Annotated in this window: 14 protein-coding genes; 6 read left to right on the top strand and 8 right to left on the bottom strand. The window is 39.6% G+C overall.

The genetic code is table 11. The features are described 5' to 3' along the window. The first annotated feature begins 1 nt into the window (after position 1). Positions 2-862 carry a helix-turn-helix domain-containing protein gene (locus AC6H04_RS08460; RefSeq protein WP_497571243.1) on the top strand — a complete coding sequence of 287 codons (861 nt, stop codon included), beginning with the start codon at positions 2-4 and terminating at the stop codon, positions 860-862. Between the two features lie 108 nt (positions 863-970). Continuing rightward, positions 971-3,328 carry a hypothetical protein gene (locus AC6H04_RS08465; protein ID WP_497571244.1) on the top strand — a complete coding sequence of 786 codons (2,358 nt, stop codon included), beginning with the start codon at positions 971-973 and terminating at the stop codon, positions 3,326-3,328. Between the two features lie 56 nt (positions 3,329-3,384). On the opposite strand, the gene AC6H04_RS08470 is transcribed toward AC6H04_RS08465, so the two are convergent. From AC6H04_RS08470 to AC6H04_RS08480, 3 genes are all read right to left on the bottom strand, one after another. Further along, positions 3,385-4,797 (bottom strand): MFS transporter, encoded by a 1,413-nt coding sequence (locus AC6H04_RS08470; protein WP_497571245.1) that lies wholly within the window; start codon positions 4,795-4,797, stop codon positions 3,385-3,387. Positions 4,798-4,863: 66 nt separating this feature from the next. Next, positions 4,864-5,064: a hypothetical protein gene (locus AC6H04_RS08475; protein WP_497571246.1), complete on the bottom strand. Its 201-nt coding sequence runs from the start codon at positions 5,062-5,064 to the stop codon at positions 4,864-4,866. A gap of 25 nt (positions 5,065-5,089) precedes the next feature. Continuing rightward, the gene (locus tag AC6H04_RS08480) at positions 5,090-7,141 is read right to left on the bottom strand and encodes a glycoside hydrolase family 31 protein (RefSeq protein WP_497571247.1); all 2,052 of its coding nucleotides are present in this window, start codon (positions 7,139-7,141) and stop codon (positions 5,090-5,092) included. 157 nt (positions 7,142-7,298) lie between these two features. Here AC6H04_RS08480 and AC6H04_RS08485 point away from each other — a divergent pair, with 157 nt between their 5' ends. Next, on the top strand, positions 7,299-8,180 hold the full coding sequence (locus tag AC6H04_RS08485) for an AraC family transcriptional regulator (protein WP_497571248.1): 882 nt from the start codon (positions 7,299-7,301) through the stop codon (positions 8,178-8,180). Between the two features lie 41 nt (positions 8,181-8,221). On the opposite strand, the gene AC6H04_RS08490 is transcribed toward AC6H04_RS08485, so the two are convergent. The 3 genes from AC6H04_RS08490 to AC6H04_RS08500 all read right to left on the bottom strand — a co-directional run bounded on the left by AC6H04_RS08490 (position 8,222) and on the right by AC6H04_RS08500 (position 11,914). After that, a complete protein-coding gene (locus tag AC6H04_RS08490; RefSeq protein ID WP_497571249.1) occupies positions 8,222-10,198 on the bottom strand; it encodes a glycoside hydrolase family 127 protein in 1,977 nt (658 codons plus the stop codon). 36 nt (positions 10,199-10,234) lie between these two features. Continuing rightward, positions 10,235-11,647 (bottom strand): MFS transporter, encoded by a 1,413-nt coding sequence (locus tag AC6H04_RS08495; RefSeq protein WP_497571250.1) that lies wholly within the window; start codon positions 11,645-11,647, stop codon positions 10,235-10,237. A 66-nt stretch (positions 11,648-11,713) separates the two neighbouring features. Continuing rightward, positions 11,714-11,914, bottom strand: a complete 201-nt coding sequence (locus AC6H04_RS08500; RefSeq protein ID WP_497571251.1) for a hypothetical protein — start codon at positions 11,912-11,914, stop codon at positions 11,714-11,716. Between the two features lie 288 nt (positions 11,915-12,202). Between AC6H04_RS08500 and AC6H04_RS08505 the strand changes: the two genes are divergently transcribed. Continuing rightward, the gene (locus AC6H04_RS08505; protein ID WP_497571252.1) at positions 12,203-13,084 is read left to right on the top strand and encodes an AraC family transcriptional regulator; all 882 of its coding nucleotides are present in this window, start codon (positions 12,203-12,205) and stop codon (positions 13,082-13,084) included. 104 nt (positions 13,085-13,188) lie between these two features. After that, positions 13,189-14,064: a fructokinase ScrK gene (scrK, locus tag AC6H04_RS08510; RefSeq protein WP_497571253.1), complete on the top strand. Its 876-nt coding sequence runs from the start codon at positions 13,189-13,191 to the stop codon at positions 14,062-14,064. Positions 14,065-14,139: 75 nt separating this feature from the next. Here scrK and AC6H04_RS08515 read toward each other — a convergent pair whose 3' ends face one another. Together AC6H04_RS08515 and AC6H04_RS08520 are read right to left on the bottom strand one after the other, a co-directional pair. After that, entirely contained in the window at positions 14,140-15,768 is a 1,629-nt protein-coding gene (locus AC6H04_RS08515; protein ID WP_497571254.1) for a peptide ABC transporter substrate-binding protein, read from the bottom strand. A gap of 404 nt (positions 15,769-16,172) precedes the next feature. After that, complete coding sequence (locus AC6H04_RS08520) at positions 16,173-17,795, bottom strand: peptide ABC transporter substrate-binding protein (RefSeq protein WP_497571307.1); 1,623 nt, start codon at positions 17,793-17,795, stop codon at positions 16,173-16,175. A gap of 217 nt (positions 17,796-18,012) precedes the next feature. On the opposite strand from AC6H04_RS08520, the gene AC6H04_RS08525 reads away from it, so the two are divergent. Further along, a complete protein-coding gene (locus AC6H04_RS08525; RefSeq protein ID WP_497571255.1) occupies positions 18,013-18,498 on the top strand; it encodes a C39 family peptidase in 486 nt (161 codons plus the stop codon). Positions 18,499-18,552: the final 54 nt, after the last annotated feature.

The following is an 18,552-nucleotide window of genomic DNA, read 5'->3' on the forward strand; positions in this document are numbered from 1 at the left end:
AATGAAAGAGTATATATCAATATCTTGTCTGCCAATTCCCACTTTTATTGAGGGTAATCACGTGACGTTTCATAAAGGGAACCTCCACCCAAATCGAACAAACTTGCAATACTTCGTACTAATGTTTATGACCGAAGGATGCCTTTACATTGCTGAAGATGGAAATAATTATTCAATAAAAAAAGGAGAGATGTTTATTCTTCAGCCGCGACATCATCATTATTCTTGGAAGCCTATGGATCAGCAGACTTCCTACTATTGGATTCATTTTTTCGTATCTGGCGAATGGCAACAATCGACTTCTCCTGTATCTTTACATTCAGCCATCGAAGTCCCAACCTTACACTACCGAACGCCTACTTTAACTCTCCACTTACTTAAACATGGCAGAGTACCAGACTTTTCAAAGACTATCGCTGCAACTCAACTTATATTTAATGAAAGTACAGATAATCCAGGCTTTGGCTTTTGGCGTTCTCAACAACTATTCATCGATGTTCTTCAATCAATTCAAGTCCACTCATTAGAAGAGAGCAAGCTAAACACTCTTTCTGCCAAAACTCAACGGTATTTGCGTGATAATTTTAATCGGAAAATTACTAATGAATCACTTGGGAAAATTTTCCATTTCCATCCCAATTACATTTCTCGCGCTCTTAAAGAAACAATTGGCCTAACGCCAAACGAATTCTTAATCCAATATCGAATGGAAGAAGCCGAAAAAAGATTGCTGAATTCCGATTTAACAATTTCAGAAATTGCTGAAAGTATTGGATTTCAAAGCGTTTATTATTTTTCCACTTCTTTTAAAAAATATACTGGATACGCGCCACAAAAATATCGCCGATTAAGAAAAAATTAGTGTGTGTTTTTATAAAATCCAGTTTATTAATTGTATTCACCCAAAAATGTAAGCGTTTATAATCATACTTAAAATATTGTAAATACTAGAATTGAAAGGAAATACATTATGAACTTACATGGACTACTAACATCGCAGAACAGTCGTGGTGCACTGGTAAAATTACAATTGCCCAATGATCCAACCAATATGAACTGGGTGATCGACCCAGAATACTTAGAATCGGTGGGTTATGAAGATAACGATAAACTCTTTGGCGAATTCACCACAACCATTAATGGCCAGACATTCAATAGCATTGATTTCACCCCTGATGTAGCATTCTCGGATACATCCAGTACCGTTTCCTTCAAAATTGAAGACGTCACTGTTTCATTTAAGTACGAACTAACGGAGAAAGGGTTGGTCTGGAAAATAAACATTAAAAACCTCTCAAAAAATCATATCACACTCGAAAATTTTGGGGTTTGGATAAGCTTAGCCTATGTTATGTTTCGTGATAAAAATGTCAAAAGAAACGCCAATCAATCCGCGGCAGTTTTCCCATCAATCTCAAAAAACTTTACTAAACTTGCGGCAGTTAGAAGAGACAATAAGGCTCCAAATTTAGGAGTATATCAAACAGAAGGAAACGTGCTTTCAATTGGCACATATAATGAATATAACAACCGTTTTTTTGAGAATGTATCACCATCTTTAGATGGCATGCTTTTTCATCAAATAATTTTAGCTGGAGGCTATCCGGAACATAATGGGCCCAAACACGATTGGATTTACTCCGAAGAACCCGTTACTTTAGAACCATCTGAATCTCGCAACTGGGAATTTACTCTTACCGCCTTTAAAGACAAAGAAGATTTTTATCAAGTTGGCAAACAATTTGGTCACCCGCATATTTTATATCAACCTCTAGTTTCTACTAGCGCACAAGAAATCATCATTGATCAGAATAGTTCAAATAATTTGGTGTCGGTCACTGATCGTTGTTGCGTAAATGGCAAACTAGTCGAACAGGACCTCTCTAAATTATTAGTAGCTAACAAAATAACCTATGATGTTCAGTATTTGGGCGAACATCAAATTATTTTTGAATTTAAGCAGCATCGGACAGATCAAGTTGTTTTTAACAAAATGAGTTCGGTCAAAGAATTGCTTAGAGACCGTGCAAACTACATTTCAACTCATTCATATGCAGGCGCAAGTGGTGAGCATCCGTATAGTTTTGGGCCCGTTTCTAATCAAGGCGAATCCTTAGGCAAGATGAATTTTGTTTTACAGGAATGTCTTTTAGACCCACAAGTTGAGGATATCAATAAAAAAATTCAGCAAGTAGAAGAAAGTGCAGTTAAGTATGTTCGGCCAAAGTGGTTTGCGGATGGCGACTTTACGAAACCTGCCAAACTTTACGGTACTTTTTATCGGGTCATGGATCTGGAGTATATTGCTCACCTGTTCTTCCTACTCTCACAATGTCAGCCAGAACAGCTGAATTTAAACTCACCAAAGGAATATCTACAATGGGCCGCTACGGTCTTTAACGTCCGCGTCAATCCGGAATTACATGACAATGAACGTGGTAAAGCCGAATCACAAATGCTAGGTCAATACTTTCTCTACATTCATGATTTGCTCAAGGCTTTGAAGAAAAACGGGTTAGATAACGAGTACGAACAAATTTCTAAATATTGGGAAGTTGTAACAAACCGGATTGCTGATGACAGTGCTAACCTGTCCGCTGCAATGACTGAACACTTCTTCGATAATGCTGGCTTTGGTCCAGCTGCTGGTGCGTTGGCACTTTCAGGTCATGATAAAGCAGCTAAAATTTACGGTGAATTATTAAAGGCCAACATTGGATTTAGTAACGACTTCCGTGCTCAAAGTCCAGATCGCTGGTGGGAAGCGTTGTCTTACATGATGCACTCGCTTTGGGGAGGCGTCACCGCGGCTTCTGCTCTCATGACCGGGCGCAAATTAGGTGACGCAGATTTAGTCAATGCTGGACACCGGGCAACTGTAGCGCTGCTTTACATGTATGATTCCAATGCCACAGCAACTGACCGAATTCTCAGTCCTGGAGAAGCGGCATCAACCTACAGTATTGCCGGTCCTAACCTTAACCGGCCTGATTTATCCAGAAACCGATTTGGACAATCAATCTTTGCTTCAGATGGTGGTATCTTTAAAAAGCTCTTCCCCGATGGCTATACCGGTGAAGATGACTGGGACATGGGTGAAGAATTAGTCGCCTATCTCAATGGCTTTGGACAGGAAACGTACGTTTATTCTGACAGAGACCAACTTCATGTGATAAACGGTGTCATTACCAGCCAAACCGAATCCGAAATTTCAATTCAAAGTACTGCTCCATATCCATCACGTTATATCAACCTAGATACCCAGCAAGTATTTGCAAGTCACTCAATGGAAGTTAAGTTTGATAAGAAACAGAACCGTTTTGAATAACTTATATAATAGAAAAATGGACCTGTCGAATATTCGGCAAGTCCATCTTTCTATTTTTAATTATCCGCTACATCCGTAGCCTCAGTGGCTGCCCGACGTTCTGCTAATTCTTCAGTAACCACTGGTTCATGCTTCTCCCACTTACGGTAGAAGATCATGCAAACAATACTCAAAGCATAAATGATGACTGGCACCCAGATAAAAGTGAAGCTGATAGCTGACAAACTTCCAGCCGTTTGAGTTGCTTTGGCAGCGGTAAAGCCGAAACTAGCTAAAATTCTCGCAGCAATAAAAGAACCAATACCGGAACCCATTTGGATACAGAAAGATGCACCCATGGCCGTCAAGAAACCATTAGCCCGAATACCGTTTTTCCATTCACCAAAATCAACAGTGTCACCAACCATGGAGAAGAACATGGTCATTGCCGAACCCGAACCAATGCAAGCCAGACACCAGCCAATTAGACCGAAAGTAACATTATTACCAGCCATGCCAATCCATACTTGACCAACCATGGTCATTGCCAGCATCAAGATTGTTGTTCCCCATTTGTGCAAATACTTAACAACGAATGGAACTGAGGCCATCCCGATGATTTGAATAATTGAAAAACCATTAAAGACTGAAATGAGTCCTTTGTCATTCAAATTATACTGGAAATAATACGGCAGCGCAGCGTTACGTGCTGAATAAGCAGTCCACAGTGCTAAGTTAGCCAAAACAATCAATACCCATGGCCAATTACTCCTAGTAGCTTTAAGGCTCTCACGAATCGTAATGATTTTTTCTTTCCCAATATTCTTTTCACGCATATCCAGGAAAGCAATCATCAAAATAACGAAGGCAATGATCGCATATAACCCAACAGCCAGTGACCAACCTCGACGATCATTCCCATGACCTAGAGCTGACGCCAAAGGCATAACGAAGGTAACGGCAAAGAAGTTCCCAACGTTTCCTAAGACCATTCGGATTGAGTTAGCTGAAGTCCGCTCATCAGAATTAGCTGACAAGTTAGGCAAAACAGACGTAATTGGCGTTGATAAAGCCGTATAAGTCAATTCAGCAATAATGTACATTGCTCCAGCATAAATAATTTTAGCAGTACTGCTTAGTGCTGGTGTGGTGAATAACAGCCAAACTGAGATAGTAAATGGCAATGCCATCCAGAGGAACCATGGCCGATTCTTCCCGTACTTACTATGGGTATGGTCAACCAAAACCCCCATGACAGGTGCCCCTAGAGCATCAATAAACCGGCCAAGAAGCAAGAGTGCACCAGCGGTACCAACGTCCAAACCAAAAACGTTAGTAAAGAAGTACAGCATGTAAGAACCAATCAAAGTATACAACAGGTTTCCTGCCATATCAGTGAATCCATACGTTAATTTTCTGTGAAAAGGTAATTTATCGGAGGCAAGCATTGCCTGTGCTGCCGCGACGTTATGATCTGTATTTGAACTCATTTGTTAAACCCTCCATTCATACATAGATATTGTCGAAAAACGGTCAAATCAATTGTCTATTTCTAATTACTTGTTTGATATTCGCTTTTTACTATCCCTAGCTAAGCTAACATACGTGATAAGCATCAAAGCAGTACCACCAATAATCGTCCACAAATTATTCGGTATCGTATGATCCGCCACTTTCCAAGCGAGTGTAATAAAAGTAATCTGCAGTATCCAAGTGAAAATCGACTGACTTGCAAAAAGTTTTCCAAATAGTCGCATAGGCAAATCTCCTTCAGAGTTCAATTTATTTTAAGGCTTGAAAAGCCGGTTTTAATTCTTCAAAATCCTTCTGGCGAATAAAAATAGGTAATTCATCGATTGGCGTTTCAACAGATATTGTTTGCCCACCCGTAACAAATTCACCAGTATTAGCATTTATCCAATCCGTTCCGTTTGGCAAATAAACTTGGCGTTGTTTCAACTTTTCATATAAAACAGGCGCAATCAAAATTGAATCCCCAAAAAGAAACTCATCTTCAATATTCCAAGCCTGATTATCTTGGCTGAAGTTATAGAATAACGGCCGAATAACAGGTGTTCCTTTTTCATGTGCATTCTTCATTTGAACTTTAATGTAATCCTTAAGATTAGTCCTTAGATTCATGTACTTCTTCATGATCGAATATGTGGCCTCACCATATGCCCATGGCTCAGTGGCGCCACCCGATGGCATTTTCCCGCCGCCTTCATTGCTAAGCGGCTTAGTATGGGGTTCACGATCACCATGCATCCGCATGACTGGACAAAATGTCGCGAACTCAAACCACCGCGTTACCAGCTCACGAAAATCTTCATTATCATCCACACCACCATGGAAACCGCCAATATCGGTAGTCCACCACGGGATTCCTGCAATTCCCATGTTTAATCCAATCGCTAATTGATTTCTTAACGATTGGAAGCTGGAGTCAATATCGCCAGACCAAACTAAGGCACCATATTTTTGACTCCCTGCCCAGGCACACCGAACAAGATTGATAATATTGGTCTTACCACTCGCTTTTTGACCATCGTAAATTGCCTTTGAATACCCAACGGGATAAGTATTGCCAACTTGTAAGTTAGTGCCATTTTGATAACGATAATTATCGAAATCATAAACCGTATATTCCGGTTCAGCTTCATCCAGCCAGAATAGATCAACACCTTTGTCTTGATAGTTTTTCTTCAACAGCTGCCATAAATAATCTTGCGCATCAGGATTAGTAAAATCAACAAACCCATTATTGCCCAAAAAGTTCATGGTGATTGGAACCCCGCGCTCCGTTTGAACTAAATAGCCTTTTTCTTCCATATCTTTATAGTGCGAACTAGTTTCATCGATGGTTGGCCAAACAGAGACCATTAACTTAATTCCCATCTCATGTAATTCCTTAATCATCTTCTCTGGATTAGGCCAGTATTTTTCGTCAAACGTGTATTCACCTGATTTTGGCCAGTGAAAATAATCAATCACAATAACACTAATAGGTAAATTACGCTTCTTAAATTCGTGGGCTGCGTCTAACAACTCCTCTTGCGTACGATACCTCAGTTTACATTGCCAATAACCCATCGCAAAATCCGGCATCATTGGCACTTTCCCAGTCACATCGGCATACTGTTCTTCAATATCACTAGGCTTATCACCACATGTAATCCAGTAATCCATTTCTTTTGTGGCTAGCGAGTGCCATTCCGTAACGTTCTTTGCAAAGTCAACATCACCAATAGCTGGATTATTCCATAAAAAGCCATACCCCTTACTTGAGAGTAAAAACGGCACGCTAGCTTGAGAGTTACGATGTGCCAGCTCTAATTTAGCATTTTTTAAATTTAGAAAATCCTGTTGATATTGCCCCATGCCAAACAATTTTTCATTCGGATCAGATTCAAAACGGACTTTAAGTTCAAAATCACCACCCAAAATCGGTTTAAATTCCCGTGAATCAATATTTAATGCGCTATTAAAATGATTCACTTTTTCTGCATCGATTCCTGCCGACATATCATCAATTCGGTTTCGTTGAAATCCTTTCAAAAGGAGATCACCGTTTTGTTTGTAAAAACTAATATTTTTGAAAGCATCCAATTTGGCTGTTAATTTTCCATTAGTGATTTCCCCACTTTTCTGGGTTTCATTAACGCTCACCGTTGCTTCGTTTTCTGGAATAGACTCCGTTAAAGCATGATTTTCACCAGTATAAGTTGAAAACTTGGTACTCCGAACACGAAAACTATTGTTACCCCAAGGCCGTATTTCCAATAATTCATTTCCGTTTCTTAAGTACAGACAACCATCATCTTCATAAATCATTTTATTAACCCCTTAATGATAAAATTTTATAATTCTCAACTTCATTTAAAATTTATTTAGCAAGCGCTTACATGTTTTATACTATAGCTTTACAAGCAATCTAAAAACTAATAAAATTAGTATAAAGGTATACATATCAAAATTGGAGGTATCTATTTTGAGCGAAAAAGTATACAAATTTTCCTTGTATAAGCCGGTTCAGTTTTTCAAAGCAGGTGAATACTTTGCCAATCGCGGATGGCAACACAAAGATATCATTAACGATGGTGACTACGAATTATTTATTATGCTCTCAGGGACTGCATACATTCAGATAGGTGTCACACAGTACACTCTCAACAAAAGAGATTGCTTGTTGATTCCTCCACACATTCGCCATTTTGGTTATCGAGATTCACCGGACAACACCACTTATTATTGGATGCATTTTTTCCCTAGTGGTACTGTAACCTCCTCCTTTGATTCGAAGCTACCCATTAAAAAAACAGAAGCCGAGATACCTCAATTATTTACAATCACAGACTTTGAAAGATTAATTATCTTAATAAGACAGCTTTTGGACAGTGCCAATGATGAAAAAGCGTCTAAAATTGCTGCCAACTATTTTATTTCAAGTATTTTGATTGAGCTATCTCATCAATATATTTCTGCAATACAACACACTCACAAATCCTCTAGTCGCTTTGAATTAATAAAGAATTGGATTCGAATCCACAGTCACGAAAAGTTGAGTGTGACTCAAATCGCTACGGAGTTTCAAATGACTCCTGTTTATTTAACTCGACTCTTTAAAACTTACGAAAATACAACAACTATCCACTTCATTAATTCAGTAAAGGTTAAACAGGCTGAAGAACTATTGCTTACAACCAACAAGTCTATAAAAGAGATTGCATACGATTTGAACTTCAGCAATGAAAAATATTTTTTACGCATCTTTAAACAAATTACATCTTTAACACCTTCAAATTTTAGGAATTCCTATTCTAAAACCTATCTAAATAATATTGAGGTCGATCCAACCATACCTAAGCCTTGATTATGCAATAACAAAAAAAGCCCATTACTGGGCTTTTTTCGTTATTCTTTACTAAGCCAAACTCTCATAGCACCATCTTCACGGTTTGCCCAAGCATAGTAAGGAACTAACTTGATTTTAGTATCTTCAAGCGTTTCATCCGTTGCTTCGGTATAGAGGTCAGTACCATCTTCATCCATCGTAGGTAATTTGGCATCTACGGTAATAGTGCCCACACCTTCAAGTAAATCCGGTTCAAATTCGTAGCTGGTCTCACTCTTTGTAGAAACTTCGTACTGCCATAATGGCGCCTCATTATCTGCACTCTCAGCACAAAAGACGATTGGGCCGCGTTGAACTGCTAATTTACCAAAGTCAACACTTACACGATTACTTGCCCGCATAAATTTAGTAGCCATATCGAGTGACAAATCAACAGAAACTTGATCTTGGTTAATCGGGATATATAGGTAACCGTCAGTTGCTTTAATATCCTGTACGTCACCATTCACTTTCAATTCATAGTTTGTCTTTGACCAATTTGGTAAACGAATGCCGAACAAGGTTTCAACTTGATTAGGATTAGAAATCTCAAAATGAATTTCTCCACTCCATGGGAAGTTGCTGGTTTGCTCAACCTTCAGACCATTTTCAAACTCAGATTGATTAGCAATAAACTGATTGCTTAAGATTCTGTCTGGTTTAACATCATAGACATATTGATCGAGTGATGTGATCAACCGAGCTAAATTAGCAGGACAGCATGCACAGCCAAACCAATCAGCACGATGAGTCAGGACATGTGACTTTCCAGGATTCAGTGCTGACGCCTGTGGATCGGCTTCAAGCGGATTAACATAGAAGAAGTGTTTCCCGTCCAATGCCATACCAGAAAGTGCACCGTTAAACAGTTCTTTCTCAATGACATCGGCATATTCGCTATTAGTATCTAACAAAGACATTTGCCGAGCAAAGAAAGTTAATCCTACCGAAGCACAAGTTTCACCATACATTGTGTCGTTAGGCAAATCGTAATCATACGTGAACGCTTCGCCAGTGGTGGTTGAACCCACGTTACCAGTAACGTACATCCGACGTTTAACGATATCCTTCCAGAATCGGTGACAAGCTTCAAGCAGCGTTTTGTCATTAGTCAAACGTGCGACATAGGCCATTCCTGTACATAGATAAACGACACGAACCGCATGACCATCAGCTGTCTTCTGATCAGCAATTGGTTCTGCATCAAGATAGTAACGCTCTCCCGCGTCACGCATACCTGGGATAATATCGTTTTCTAGCCCATCGGCTTCATTTTGCTTTTCAAAGAAATCTGGTTCAGTTCCTCGCACCCTCAAAAAGTAAAGTGCCTTATTCAGATAATCTTCGTTATGCGTTACTTCATATAAACGAGATAAAGCCAACTCAATCTCAGGGTGACCATCATAACCATTAATTTGGCCGTCTTCGGTACCAAAACTTCTGACAATACAATCCGCCATTCGCTTTGCAATTTCCAGCGCCTTTTCACTGCCAGTTGCCTGATAATAAGCTACACCAGCTTCGATATAATGCCCCATCGTATAAAGTTCATGCGATTGTTGCAGCCGCTTAAATTTTCTTTCTGGCGCATCAATTTGGAAGTATGTGGACAAGTAGCCATCATCTTCTTGAGCATCGGCAATTAAATCAATCAAATCATCGGTAATTGTTTTTAATGCTGGATTAGGATGATACGAAAATGAATAAGCCGCAGCCTCAAGCCACTTATATACATCTGTATCCTGAAACGGAAATCCATAATGGTGACCTTTCATTTTGCCAGCCGCAATTTTTAAGTTAGCAACCGCATGACTGTTTTTATCTGCGCCTTGAATCTTTTGAGGATCTTTCGACATATTAATATCGGCCTCATCATTCATAACAGCCCATTGATACGGTAAAACCTCAGAAACAACTAATTCCTGGTACCTCTTCCAAAACGGAGAGGTAACGGTCACATGTTGTAAACTGTTACTTGTTAATTTCGTCTCAGACATTTAATTGTCTCCTTTCAATAATTAGGATAACACTGCTTAATTATCTGCAACAACATCTGCTTCATCTGCTGCACGACGTTCCGCTAATTCTTCAGTAACAACTGGTTCATGGTTCTCCCACTTACGGTAGAAGATCATGCAAACAATACTCAAAGCATAAATGATGACTGGTACCCAGATGAAAGTGAAACTAATAGCTGACAAACTACCAGCCGATTGAGTTGTTTTGGCGGCAGTAAAACCGAAACTAGCTAAAATTCTGGAAGCAATGAAGGAACCAAAGCCAGAACCCATTTGGATACAGAACGAGGCACCCATGGCTGTCAAGAAACCGTTAGCCCGAATACCGTTCTTCCATTCACCAAAATCAACGGTGTCACCAACCATAGAGAAGAACATGGTCATAGCTGAACCTGAACCAATGCAGGCCAAGCACCAGCCAATTAAGCCGGAGGTAACATTGCTACCAGCCATACCAATCCAAACTTGACCAATCATTGTTAGCGCTAACATGAGAATGGTTGTTCCCCATTTATGCAAATACTTAACAACAAATGGAACTGATGCCATCCCTAAAATCTGAATGATTGAAAAACCGTTAAAGACTGAAATGAGTCCCTTATCATTCAAATTATACTGGAAATAATATGGTAGCGCGGCATTACGAGCTGAATATGCGGTCCACAGTGCTAAGTTAGCCAAAACGATTAATACCCATGGCCAGTTACTCTTAGTTGCTTTAAGACTCTCACGAATCGTGATAATCTTTTCTTTACCGATATTCTTTTCACGCATGTCCAAGAAAGCAATCATCAAAATAACGAAGGCAATGATTGCGTATAATCCAACAGCCAGCGACCAGCCTCGACGATCATTTCCATGACCAAGAGCTGATGCTAATGGCATAACGAAGGTAACGGCAAAGAAGTTCCCAACGTTCCCTAAAACCATCCGGATTGAGTTAGCTGAAGTCCGCTCATCAGAATTAGCTGACAGGTTAGGCAGAACCGAAGTAATTGGCGTTGATAAAGCCGTATAAGTCAATTCAGCAATAATGTACATCGCCCCAGCATAAATAATTTTAGCAGTACTGCTCAGTGCTGGTGTGGTGAATAATAGCCAAACTGAAATGGTAAATGGTAAGGCCATCCAGAGGAACCATGGTCGGTTTTTACCGTACTTACTGTGGGTATGATCAACTAAAACCCCCATGACTGGTGCGCCTAATGCATCAATAAAACGGCCCAAAAGAAGTAGTGCACCGGCAGTACCAACATCCAGGCCGAAGACATTGGTAAAGAAGTAAAGCATGTAGGACCCAATTAAAGTATATAACAGGTTTCCGGCCATATCGGTGAAACCATAAGTCACCTTTCTATGAAACGGTAATTTATCATTTGCGAGCATGGCTTGCGCAGCTGCAACATTATGATCTGTATTTGAACTCATTGTGTAACCCTCCATCCATAGATTTAAAAATAATTGCTAAAAACAAAATAAACAAAACCTTTTCTGCTACTTGTTGGAAATTCGCTTCTTGCTGTCAAAAGCAAGACTGACGTACGTAACCAGCATCAACACCGTACCACCGATAATCGTCCACAAATTATTCGGTATACTATGATCTGCGACTTTCCAAGCCAGCGTGATAAAAGCTATTTGTAATAACCAAGAAAAAATGGACTGACTTGCGAAAAGCTTCCCAAACATTCGCATGATAGGGCCTCCTTTACAGTTTTATTTTGAATACGCTTTCATATTAACTGTTTCTATATATGCAAGTAAGGTCTATAATTATAAAAAAAGTAACTATTTCCGACTTTTTAAATTAAAAATTAGCGTTATATTGCATTTTTTATATATTAGGTGACTATTTCCGACTTTTCGTTTTGACATCTTTTCATTAAATGCTTAAATTCCCATTTAAGATTGGAGGGTTAAACAATGAATTTTTACTGTTTTAAATTAAACAAAACTGTCTTATATTACAAAGGTGGTGAATTTGTGAGCAAATCAGAATGGATTCATAAACCCATGTATCATAAAGGCGACTACGAAATCATTCTAGGATTAAAGGGCAAAATTCATCTTCAAATTGAAGATGAACCCGTCACTGTTGGTCCCAATGATGTCTTATTAATTCCTCCTTATACCCACTTTCGCGGTTCTAAGCCGTGCAACCAGGTTGACTTTTACTGGCTCCACTTTTTCCCTCAAGACTCACTCTCAAAATTTACAGCAGACGAAAACGAAACTGTTAGCTCTATCATTACAAATTCCGATAACGAGAAAAAGGTGATCTTACCCAGTCAATTTCATTTACACGACTATGAGCATATCACTGTCCTCATGCACCAAATTTTATCCCTTCACACCGAGCTTTCGTACGTCGAAGAACGGGATTTCTTAACGTCTGCGTTATTGATTGAACTTTTTAAATCATATATTGCACAGCATGACCCATCAGACGCCAACAGTCGTATTAACTACTTAAAAGAATGGATTCGGGCTAACATGTCTAGCGAACTGACCGTAGCGGAAATCGCTAGACAAGTTCACTTGAATGTTGATTATTTGACGCGTTTGTTCAAAAAATACGAAGGCATCACAACTTTACAATACATTAATCATTTAAAAATTGAAGTTGCGACGTTATTACTCATCCGAACTGAAATGCCGATTAATGAAGTCGCAGAAAATTCCTACTTCAGTGATCCTAAACTCTTCATGAGACATTTTAAAAACGAAATGGGACTATCGCCTACTCAGTATCGAAATACGTTTAACATCATTCATCACAATAATCCGCATATTGATCCTCAGATTCCCTTGCCGAAACAGCTGTCTGATTCGATTGATAAAATTCCGGTTAACGGCAACGAATAGTGTGAATATTAAGAATTCGTTTCCCTTAATGACGCCAAAATGCTAAATTAGTTACTGGCAACTTTTATCAGATGTTTAAATAATTTTGTAAAGTGGTGAATAAGATGCTATTAGGAAGTATCGAAGCAGGCGGTACCAAGTTCGTCTGCGCAGTAGGTAATGAAGATTACCAAATTAAAGAACAGATTCAATATCCAACAACTACACCAGAAGAGACCATCCAAAGAGCAATCGATTTCTTTAAGAAATTTCCAGACTTACGCGCCATTTCGGTGGCTTCATTTGGTCCCATTGAAATCCGTCCAAAGGCTGCAAAGTACGGCTACATTACTGATACGCCAAAGGTTAGTTGGTCAGACACTAATTTCTTAGGCATGCTACAGGCAGCCTTTGATCTACCAATCTATTGGACCACTGACGTTAACGGCTCCGCGTACGGGGAGTATACGTTAGCACAAGCATCAGATAACCAACTTGATGCCTTAACGTACTACACCATTGGTACTGGAGTCGGCGCTGGAACGGTTTTAAACGGGCAGTTCATCGGGACTTTGGGTCATCCAGAGGTTGGCCATGTTCGGTTAAAACGCCATCCCGACGATATCGATTTTAAGGGCATCTGCCCCTATCATGGTGATTGTTTAGAAGGCTTGGTAGCCGGACCAACGTTTGAAGCCAGGACTGGTAAAAAGGGACAAGATATTCCTTTAACTGATCACGTCTGGGACATTATGGCCTATTACGTGGCACAAGCGGCTCTGCAAACGACACTGCACATCCGTCCGCAGAAAATTGTCTTTGGTGGTGGTGTCGTCAGTGAAACATTCTTACAGAAAGTTCGCCACGAATTCGCAGCACTGATGAATAATTATCAAGACGTTGGTCATTTAGAAGATTACATTACAATGCCCATCGCTGAAAATAACGGATCTGCAACCATTGGTAACTTTGCTTTAGCTTATCGTGAGCTAGTTAAATAATTTGGTCACATAAAAACAGCACGCTAATTTCTAAAAAATTAGCGTGCTGTTTTTTTTGAGCTAAAGTAGCCTCAACTACTTAATATAAGTCGTCTTAAAGTTATAATTAGCACCCGCTGAGTTATAAATTGCGTTCTTCACGTCCCGATTGAAGACCCATGGCGCTGAAGATTGATACAGTGGCGTAATGCCTTGGTCCTTCAACAGAATATTTTGAGCTTTCACCATGTCATCCCAACGTTGTTCAGGCTTGTTGGCATCAGTAGTGGAAGAAGCTTTAACTAACTGGTCATAACTGCTATTTGACCAATCAGAAATGTTACTTGGGTTATGCGTGGTATAAATGTTCAAGAAGGTAATCGGATCAGAGAAGTCCGCAAACCAATTTGCCATGGTAACTTGATACTTCCGGGTTGCTTGGCGTGCTAAGACTGTCCGAGGTGGAATGCTGGAAATAGAAACTTTCAGTCCTGGTAAATTCTTTTCAAAAGCACTTTGGAGATATTCACTCACTTGTTTAGTAGACTCACTGTCACCACACATAATGGTGAATTTAGGATTAGTAATGCCAGTTTCTTTTAGTCCCTGTTGCCATAAAGTTTTGGCCTTGGCTGGATCATACTTCATAGAAGATGGTGCAGTAGTGTCAGAGGTAAAATCTTTACCAGTCTTAGGGTTGGTAGCTAAACCTTTAGAAACGAAATTATTGGTCACGATTGAACCATCGCCAAGGACTTTCTTAGTGATCTGCTGCCGATCCACTGCCATGGAGATTGCTTCACGAATCTTAAGGTTCTGGAATAATTTCATATGCTGATTCAACGCCAGATAATATGCACTTGATTGTGGCCGTGAAATCAAATCTTTATTATTCTTTAGATTCTTCGCCTGGTTACCCGTTAGTGGCGCACCAACTAATTTTTTTGAATTAAATTGATTCAAAGCCGTCTGACTATCTTTAACAACTTGATACTTAATTGAACTCATCTTGACGGCTTTCTTATCCCAGTAATTGTTGTTCTTCTTAAGAGTCCAGGTCGTGCCCGTCCCATTCCAATTAGTTAACTTATATGGTCCGTTGTAAACTAGCCGATCACTTCTGGTACCGTAATTATTGCCATATTTCTCAACCACTTTTTGATCTTGTGGATAGAAGACTGGGAAACCGAGTAATAACTTGAAATATGGGATCTGGTTATTCAAATCAATGGTTAATTGATACTTGCCAGTGGCTTTAATCCCCAAAGTATCAGGTGCTTTCTTCCCCTTGGTGATTGCGTCCGCATTCTTTATGCCGCTGAACAAATACGAATATTGAGAAGCCGTTTTGGGATTAACGGTCCGTTGCCAAGAATAAACAAAGTCTTTGGCGGTCAGCGTATCCCCATTACTCCATTTTGTATTGTGACGGATATCGATAACATAACGACGCCCGTTATTTGATTCGGTCAACTTGGTAGCTAATCCTACCTCTGGTTTACTGTTCTTTCCCAAACGGTATAAACCTTCATTGGTATTGTTTAAAGTATCAAAGGTTCCCAAAGCCGTGGACTTTGAAAGATCCATGGTTGATAATTCACTGTCGGCGGGCATTGTAAATGTCTGCTTCTTATTCGAACTACTACTGCTTGAACCACAAGCACTGAGCAGTAACGCTAGACTTGCTAAGCCAGCGGTAACTGCCCATTTTGGATTAATTTTCATATGCTTTTCCTCCTAGACAACTCAACTAAAGGACAACAACGATTACTCATATTCTATCACAATAATGAGTAAATACACATATCTTTTTAATATTCTTTTAATGTTATAATTTCAATCTGTTCTCAAATTTATCAAAATCGTTTCTAAGAAGTGCAATAGCTTACCTTTAGTATAAGATTTATGATGTTTTTTCCGAAAAACGTAAAAGTTAAAAGTAAATGAGAATTACTATTAAGTTGGGAAACAGTTAATGCTTATTCATTTTAAAAATACACATCATTATTTCTGTTACACACGTACAATGACAGAATATCTGTAATCAAAACAAAATACGCCACAATAGTTAAAAATCTAACCATTGTGGCGCATTTAAAAGTCAGTTGCTATTTTTTATGACCTAGATACTACTTAATATAAGTCGTCTTGTAGTTATAGTTAGCACCCGCTGAATTGTAAACAACGTTCTTCACGTTTTGGTTAAAGAGCCATGGCGCTGAGGATTGATACAGTGGTGTAATCCCTTGATCCTTCAACAGGATATTCTGGGCTTGAACCATATCTTGCCAACGCTGCTCTGGCTTATTAGCATCCGTGGTTGAAGAAGCCTTGATCAACTTATCGTAGGTACTGTTTGACCAGTCGGAAATGTTGCTTGAGTTACCTGAGGTGTAAATGTTCAGGAACGTGATTGGGTCAGAGAAGTCCGCGAACCAGTTAGCAAAGGTCACTTGGTAATTCCGCGAAGCTTGACGTGCCAAGACAGTCCGGAATGGAATGTTAGAAACGGAGACTTTTAATCCTGGCAAGTTCTTTTCCAATGAGTTTTGCAGGTATTCAGTGACTTTCTTACCAGCATCGCTATCAGCACCTAAAATCGTAAATTTAGGGTTAGTAATACCCGTTTCCTTAAGTCCTTGTTGCCATAACTGTTTAGCCTTGGCAGGATCGTACTTCATAGAAGCAGGCGCAGTAGTGTCGGCTGTAAAGTCTTTACCCGTCTTTGGATTAGTAGCTAAACCTTTAGAAACAAAGCTATTATTGACGATTGAACCGTCACCCAAGACTTTCTTAGTCAATTGCTGACGATCAACGGCCATAGAAATGGCTTCACGAATCTTCAGGTTCTTAAATAACTTCATGTGCTGGTTCAAAGCCAGGTAGTAGCTGCTTGACTGTGGCCGTGAAATTAAGTCTTTATTATTCTGGAGGTTCTTCGCTTGGTTACCTGTTAATGGCGCACCGATTAATTTCTTTGAATTATATTGATTCAAAGCCGTTTGGTTATCCTTAACAACCTGGTACTTAATAGCACTCATCTTAACAGCTTTCTTGTCCCAATAACTATTGTTCTTAGTGAGCATCCAGGTTGTACCAGTACCATTCCACTTAGTTAGCTTGTATGGCCCGTTATAAACCATTCGGTCACTTCTAGTCCCATAACCATTGCCATATTTATCGACAACTTTTTCATTTTGCGGATAAAAGACTGGGAAACCTAACAGTAATTTGAAGTAAGGGATTTGATGATCAAGATCGATGGTCAATTGATACTTGCCTGTGGCTTTAGCACCAAGTGTACTTGGGGCCTTTTTACCATTAGCAATCGCATCGGCATTCTTCATCCCACTAAACAAATAACCGTACTGTGAAGCCGTTTTTGGATTCAAAGTTCGTTGCCAAGAATAAACGAAGTCTTTGGCAGTCACCGTATCACCATTACTCCACTTGGTATTGTGGCGAATATCGATCACATAGTGTCGACCATTGTTACTTTGAGTCAACTTAGTGGCCAAAGCCGTTTCGGGTTTACTATTCTTGCCCAAACGGTATAACCCTTCATTCGTGTTATTCAGCATATCAAAAGTACCTAAGGCAGTGGATTTCGACAGATCAACTGTTGTTAATTCACTATCAGTTGGCATTGTAAAGGTCTGTTTCTGACTTGAACTGCTGCCAGAACCACAAGCACTGAGTATTAACGCTAAACCTGCTAGGCTGGCGCTAACTGCCCATTTTGGATTGAACATCATATTCTTTTCCTCCTAGACAACTCATCTAAAAATACAACAACGATTACTCATATTTTATCACATTTATGAGTAAATACACATATATATTTAAGGTTTATTTAATATAAATGATTATTCGTTCATTAATGAAGTGTCTAGAAGTCCCCAATATCGACCTCTTGCTCATAATAACAGCTTTCTGTTATGCTTTATAAAAAAGAAAGGTTGCAAGAAAATGAGAAACCTAAATGTCCCACTCATCGCCCAACGGCCCGAGTTACCTACTGGCTGTGAAATCACCGCCGTAACCATGCTGCTACAATACACCGGGGCTCAAGTTGATAAAGTACAGTTAGCTAAGGAGATGCCTTATGATGACACCGATTGCAATAAAGGGTTTGTGGGTGATCCCTTTACGGAAAACGGTAATAGCATTTATCCCCCAGCGTTAATCAATTTAATCTCTAAGTACGCCGGACACGCAACGGACTTAACTGGCGCTGATTTAGCCACTTTAAAGGCCCAAATCGATCAGGGTCGCCCCGTTGTTGTCTGGGTCGGTGAATTCGACGGGTTTCATACCCACGCCTTGGTTTTGATTGGCTATGAAGATGATATCGTCATCGTGAACGATTGCTGGACTAACCAGACTGAAAAGTTATCCAACCAGCAATTCACTGAAATTCGAGCAAATTTGGACAATCGTGCAATCACCATTTAAAACAGTGACTAAAAAGAACCATTGATCAGCCGTCTTATTCCTAACGGTGACCAA

This window comes from Secundilactobacillus sp. MJ173, assembly GCF_059704265.1.

Excerpts from the sequence above, each read along its gene's own strand:
- AC6H04_RS08460 (WP_497571243.1), top strand. The coding sequence starts at position 2 with ATGAAAGAGTATATATCAATATCTTGTCTGCCAATTCCCACTTTTATT.
- AC6H04_RS08465 (WP_497571244.1), top strand. The coding sequence starts at position 971 with ATGAACTTACATGGACTACTAACATCGCAGAACAGTCGTGGTGCACTG.
- AC6H04_RS08470 (WP_497571245.1), bottom strand. The coding sequence starts at position 4,797 with ATGAGTTCAAATACAGATCATAACGTCGCGGCAGCACAGGCAATGCTT.
- AC6H04_RS08475 (WP_497571246.1), bottom strand. The coding sequence starts at position 5,064 with ATGCGACTATTTGGAAAACTTTTTGCAAGTCAGTCGATTTTCACTTGG.
- AC6H04_RS08480 (WP_497571247.1), bottom strand. The coding sequence starts at position 7,141 with ATGATTTATGAAGATGATGGTTGTCTGTACTTAAGAAACGGAAATGAA.
- AC6H04_RS08490 (WP_497571249.1), bottom strand. The coding sequence starts at position 10,198 with ATGTCTGAGACGAAATTAACAAGTAACAGTTTACAACATGTGACCGTT.
- AC6H04_RS08495 (WP_497571250.1), bottom strand. The coding sequence starts at position 11,647 with ATGAGTTCAAATACAGATCATAATGTTGCAGCTGCGCAAGCCATGCTC.
- AC6H04_RS08500 (WP_497571251.1), bottom strand. The coding sequence starts at position 11,914 with ATGCGAATGTTTGGGAAGCTTTTCGCAAGTCAGTCCATTTTTTCTTGG.
- scrK (WP_497571253.1), top strand. The coding sequence starts at position 13,189 with ATGCTATTAGGAAGTATCGAAGCAGGCGGTACCAAGTTCGTCTGCGCA.
- AC6H04_RS08515 (WP_497571254.1), bottom strand. The coding sequence starts at position 15,768 with ATGAAAATTAATCCAAAATGGGCAGTTACCGCTGGCTTAGCAAGTCTA.
- AC6H04_RS08520 (WP_497571307.1), bottom strand. The coding sequence starts at position 17,795 with ATGTTCAATCCAAAATGGGCAGTTAGCGCCAGCCTAGCAGGTTTAGCG.
- AC6H04_RS08525 (WP_497571255.1), top strand. The coding sequence starts at position 18,013 with ATGAGAAACCTAAATGTCCCACTCATCGCCCAACGGCCCGAGTTACCT.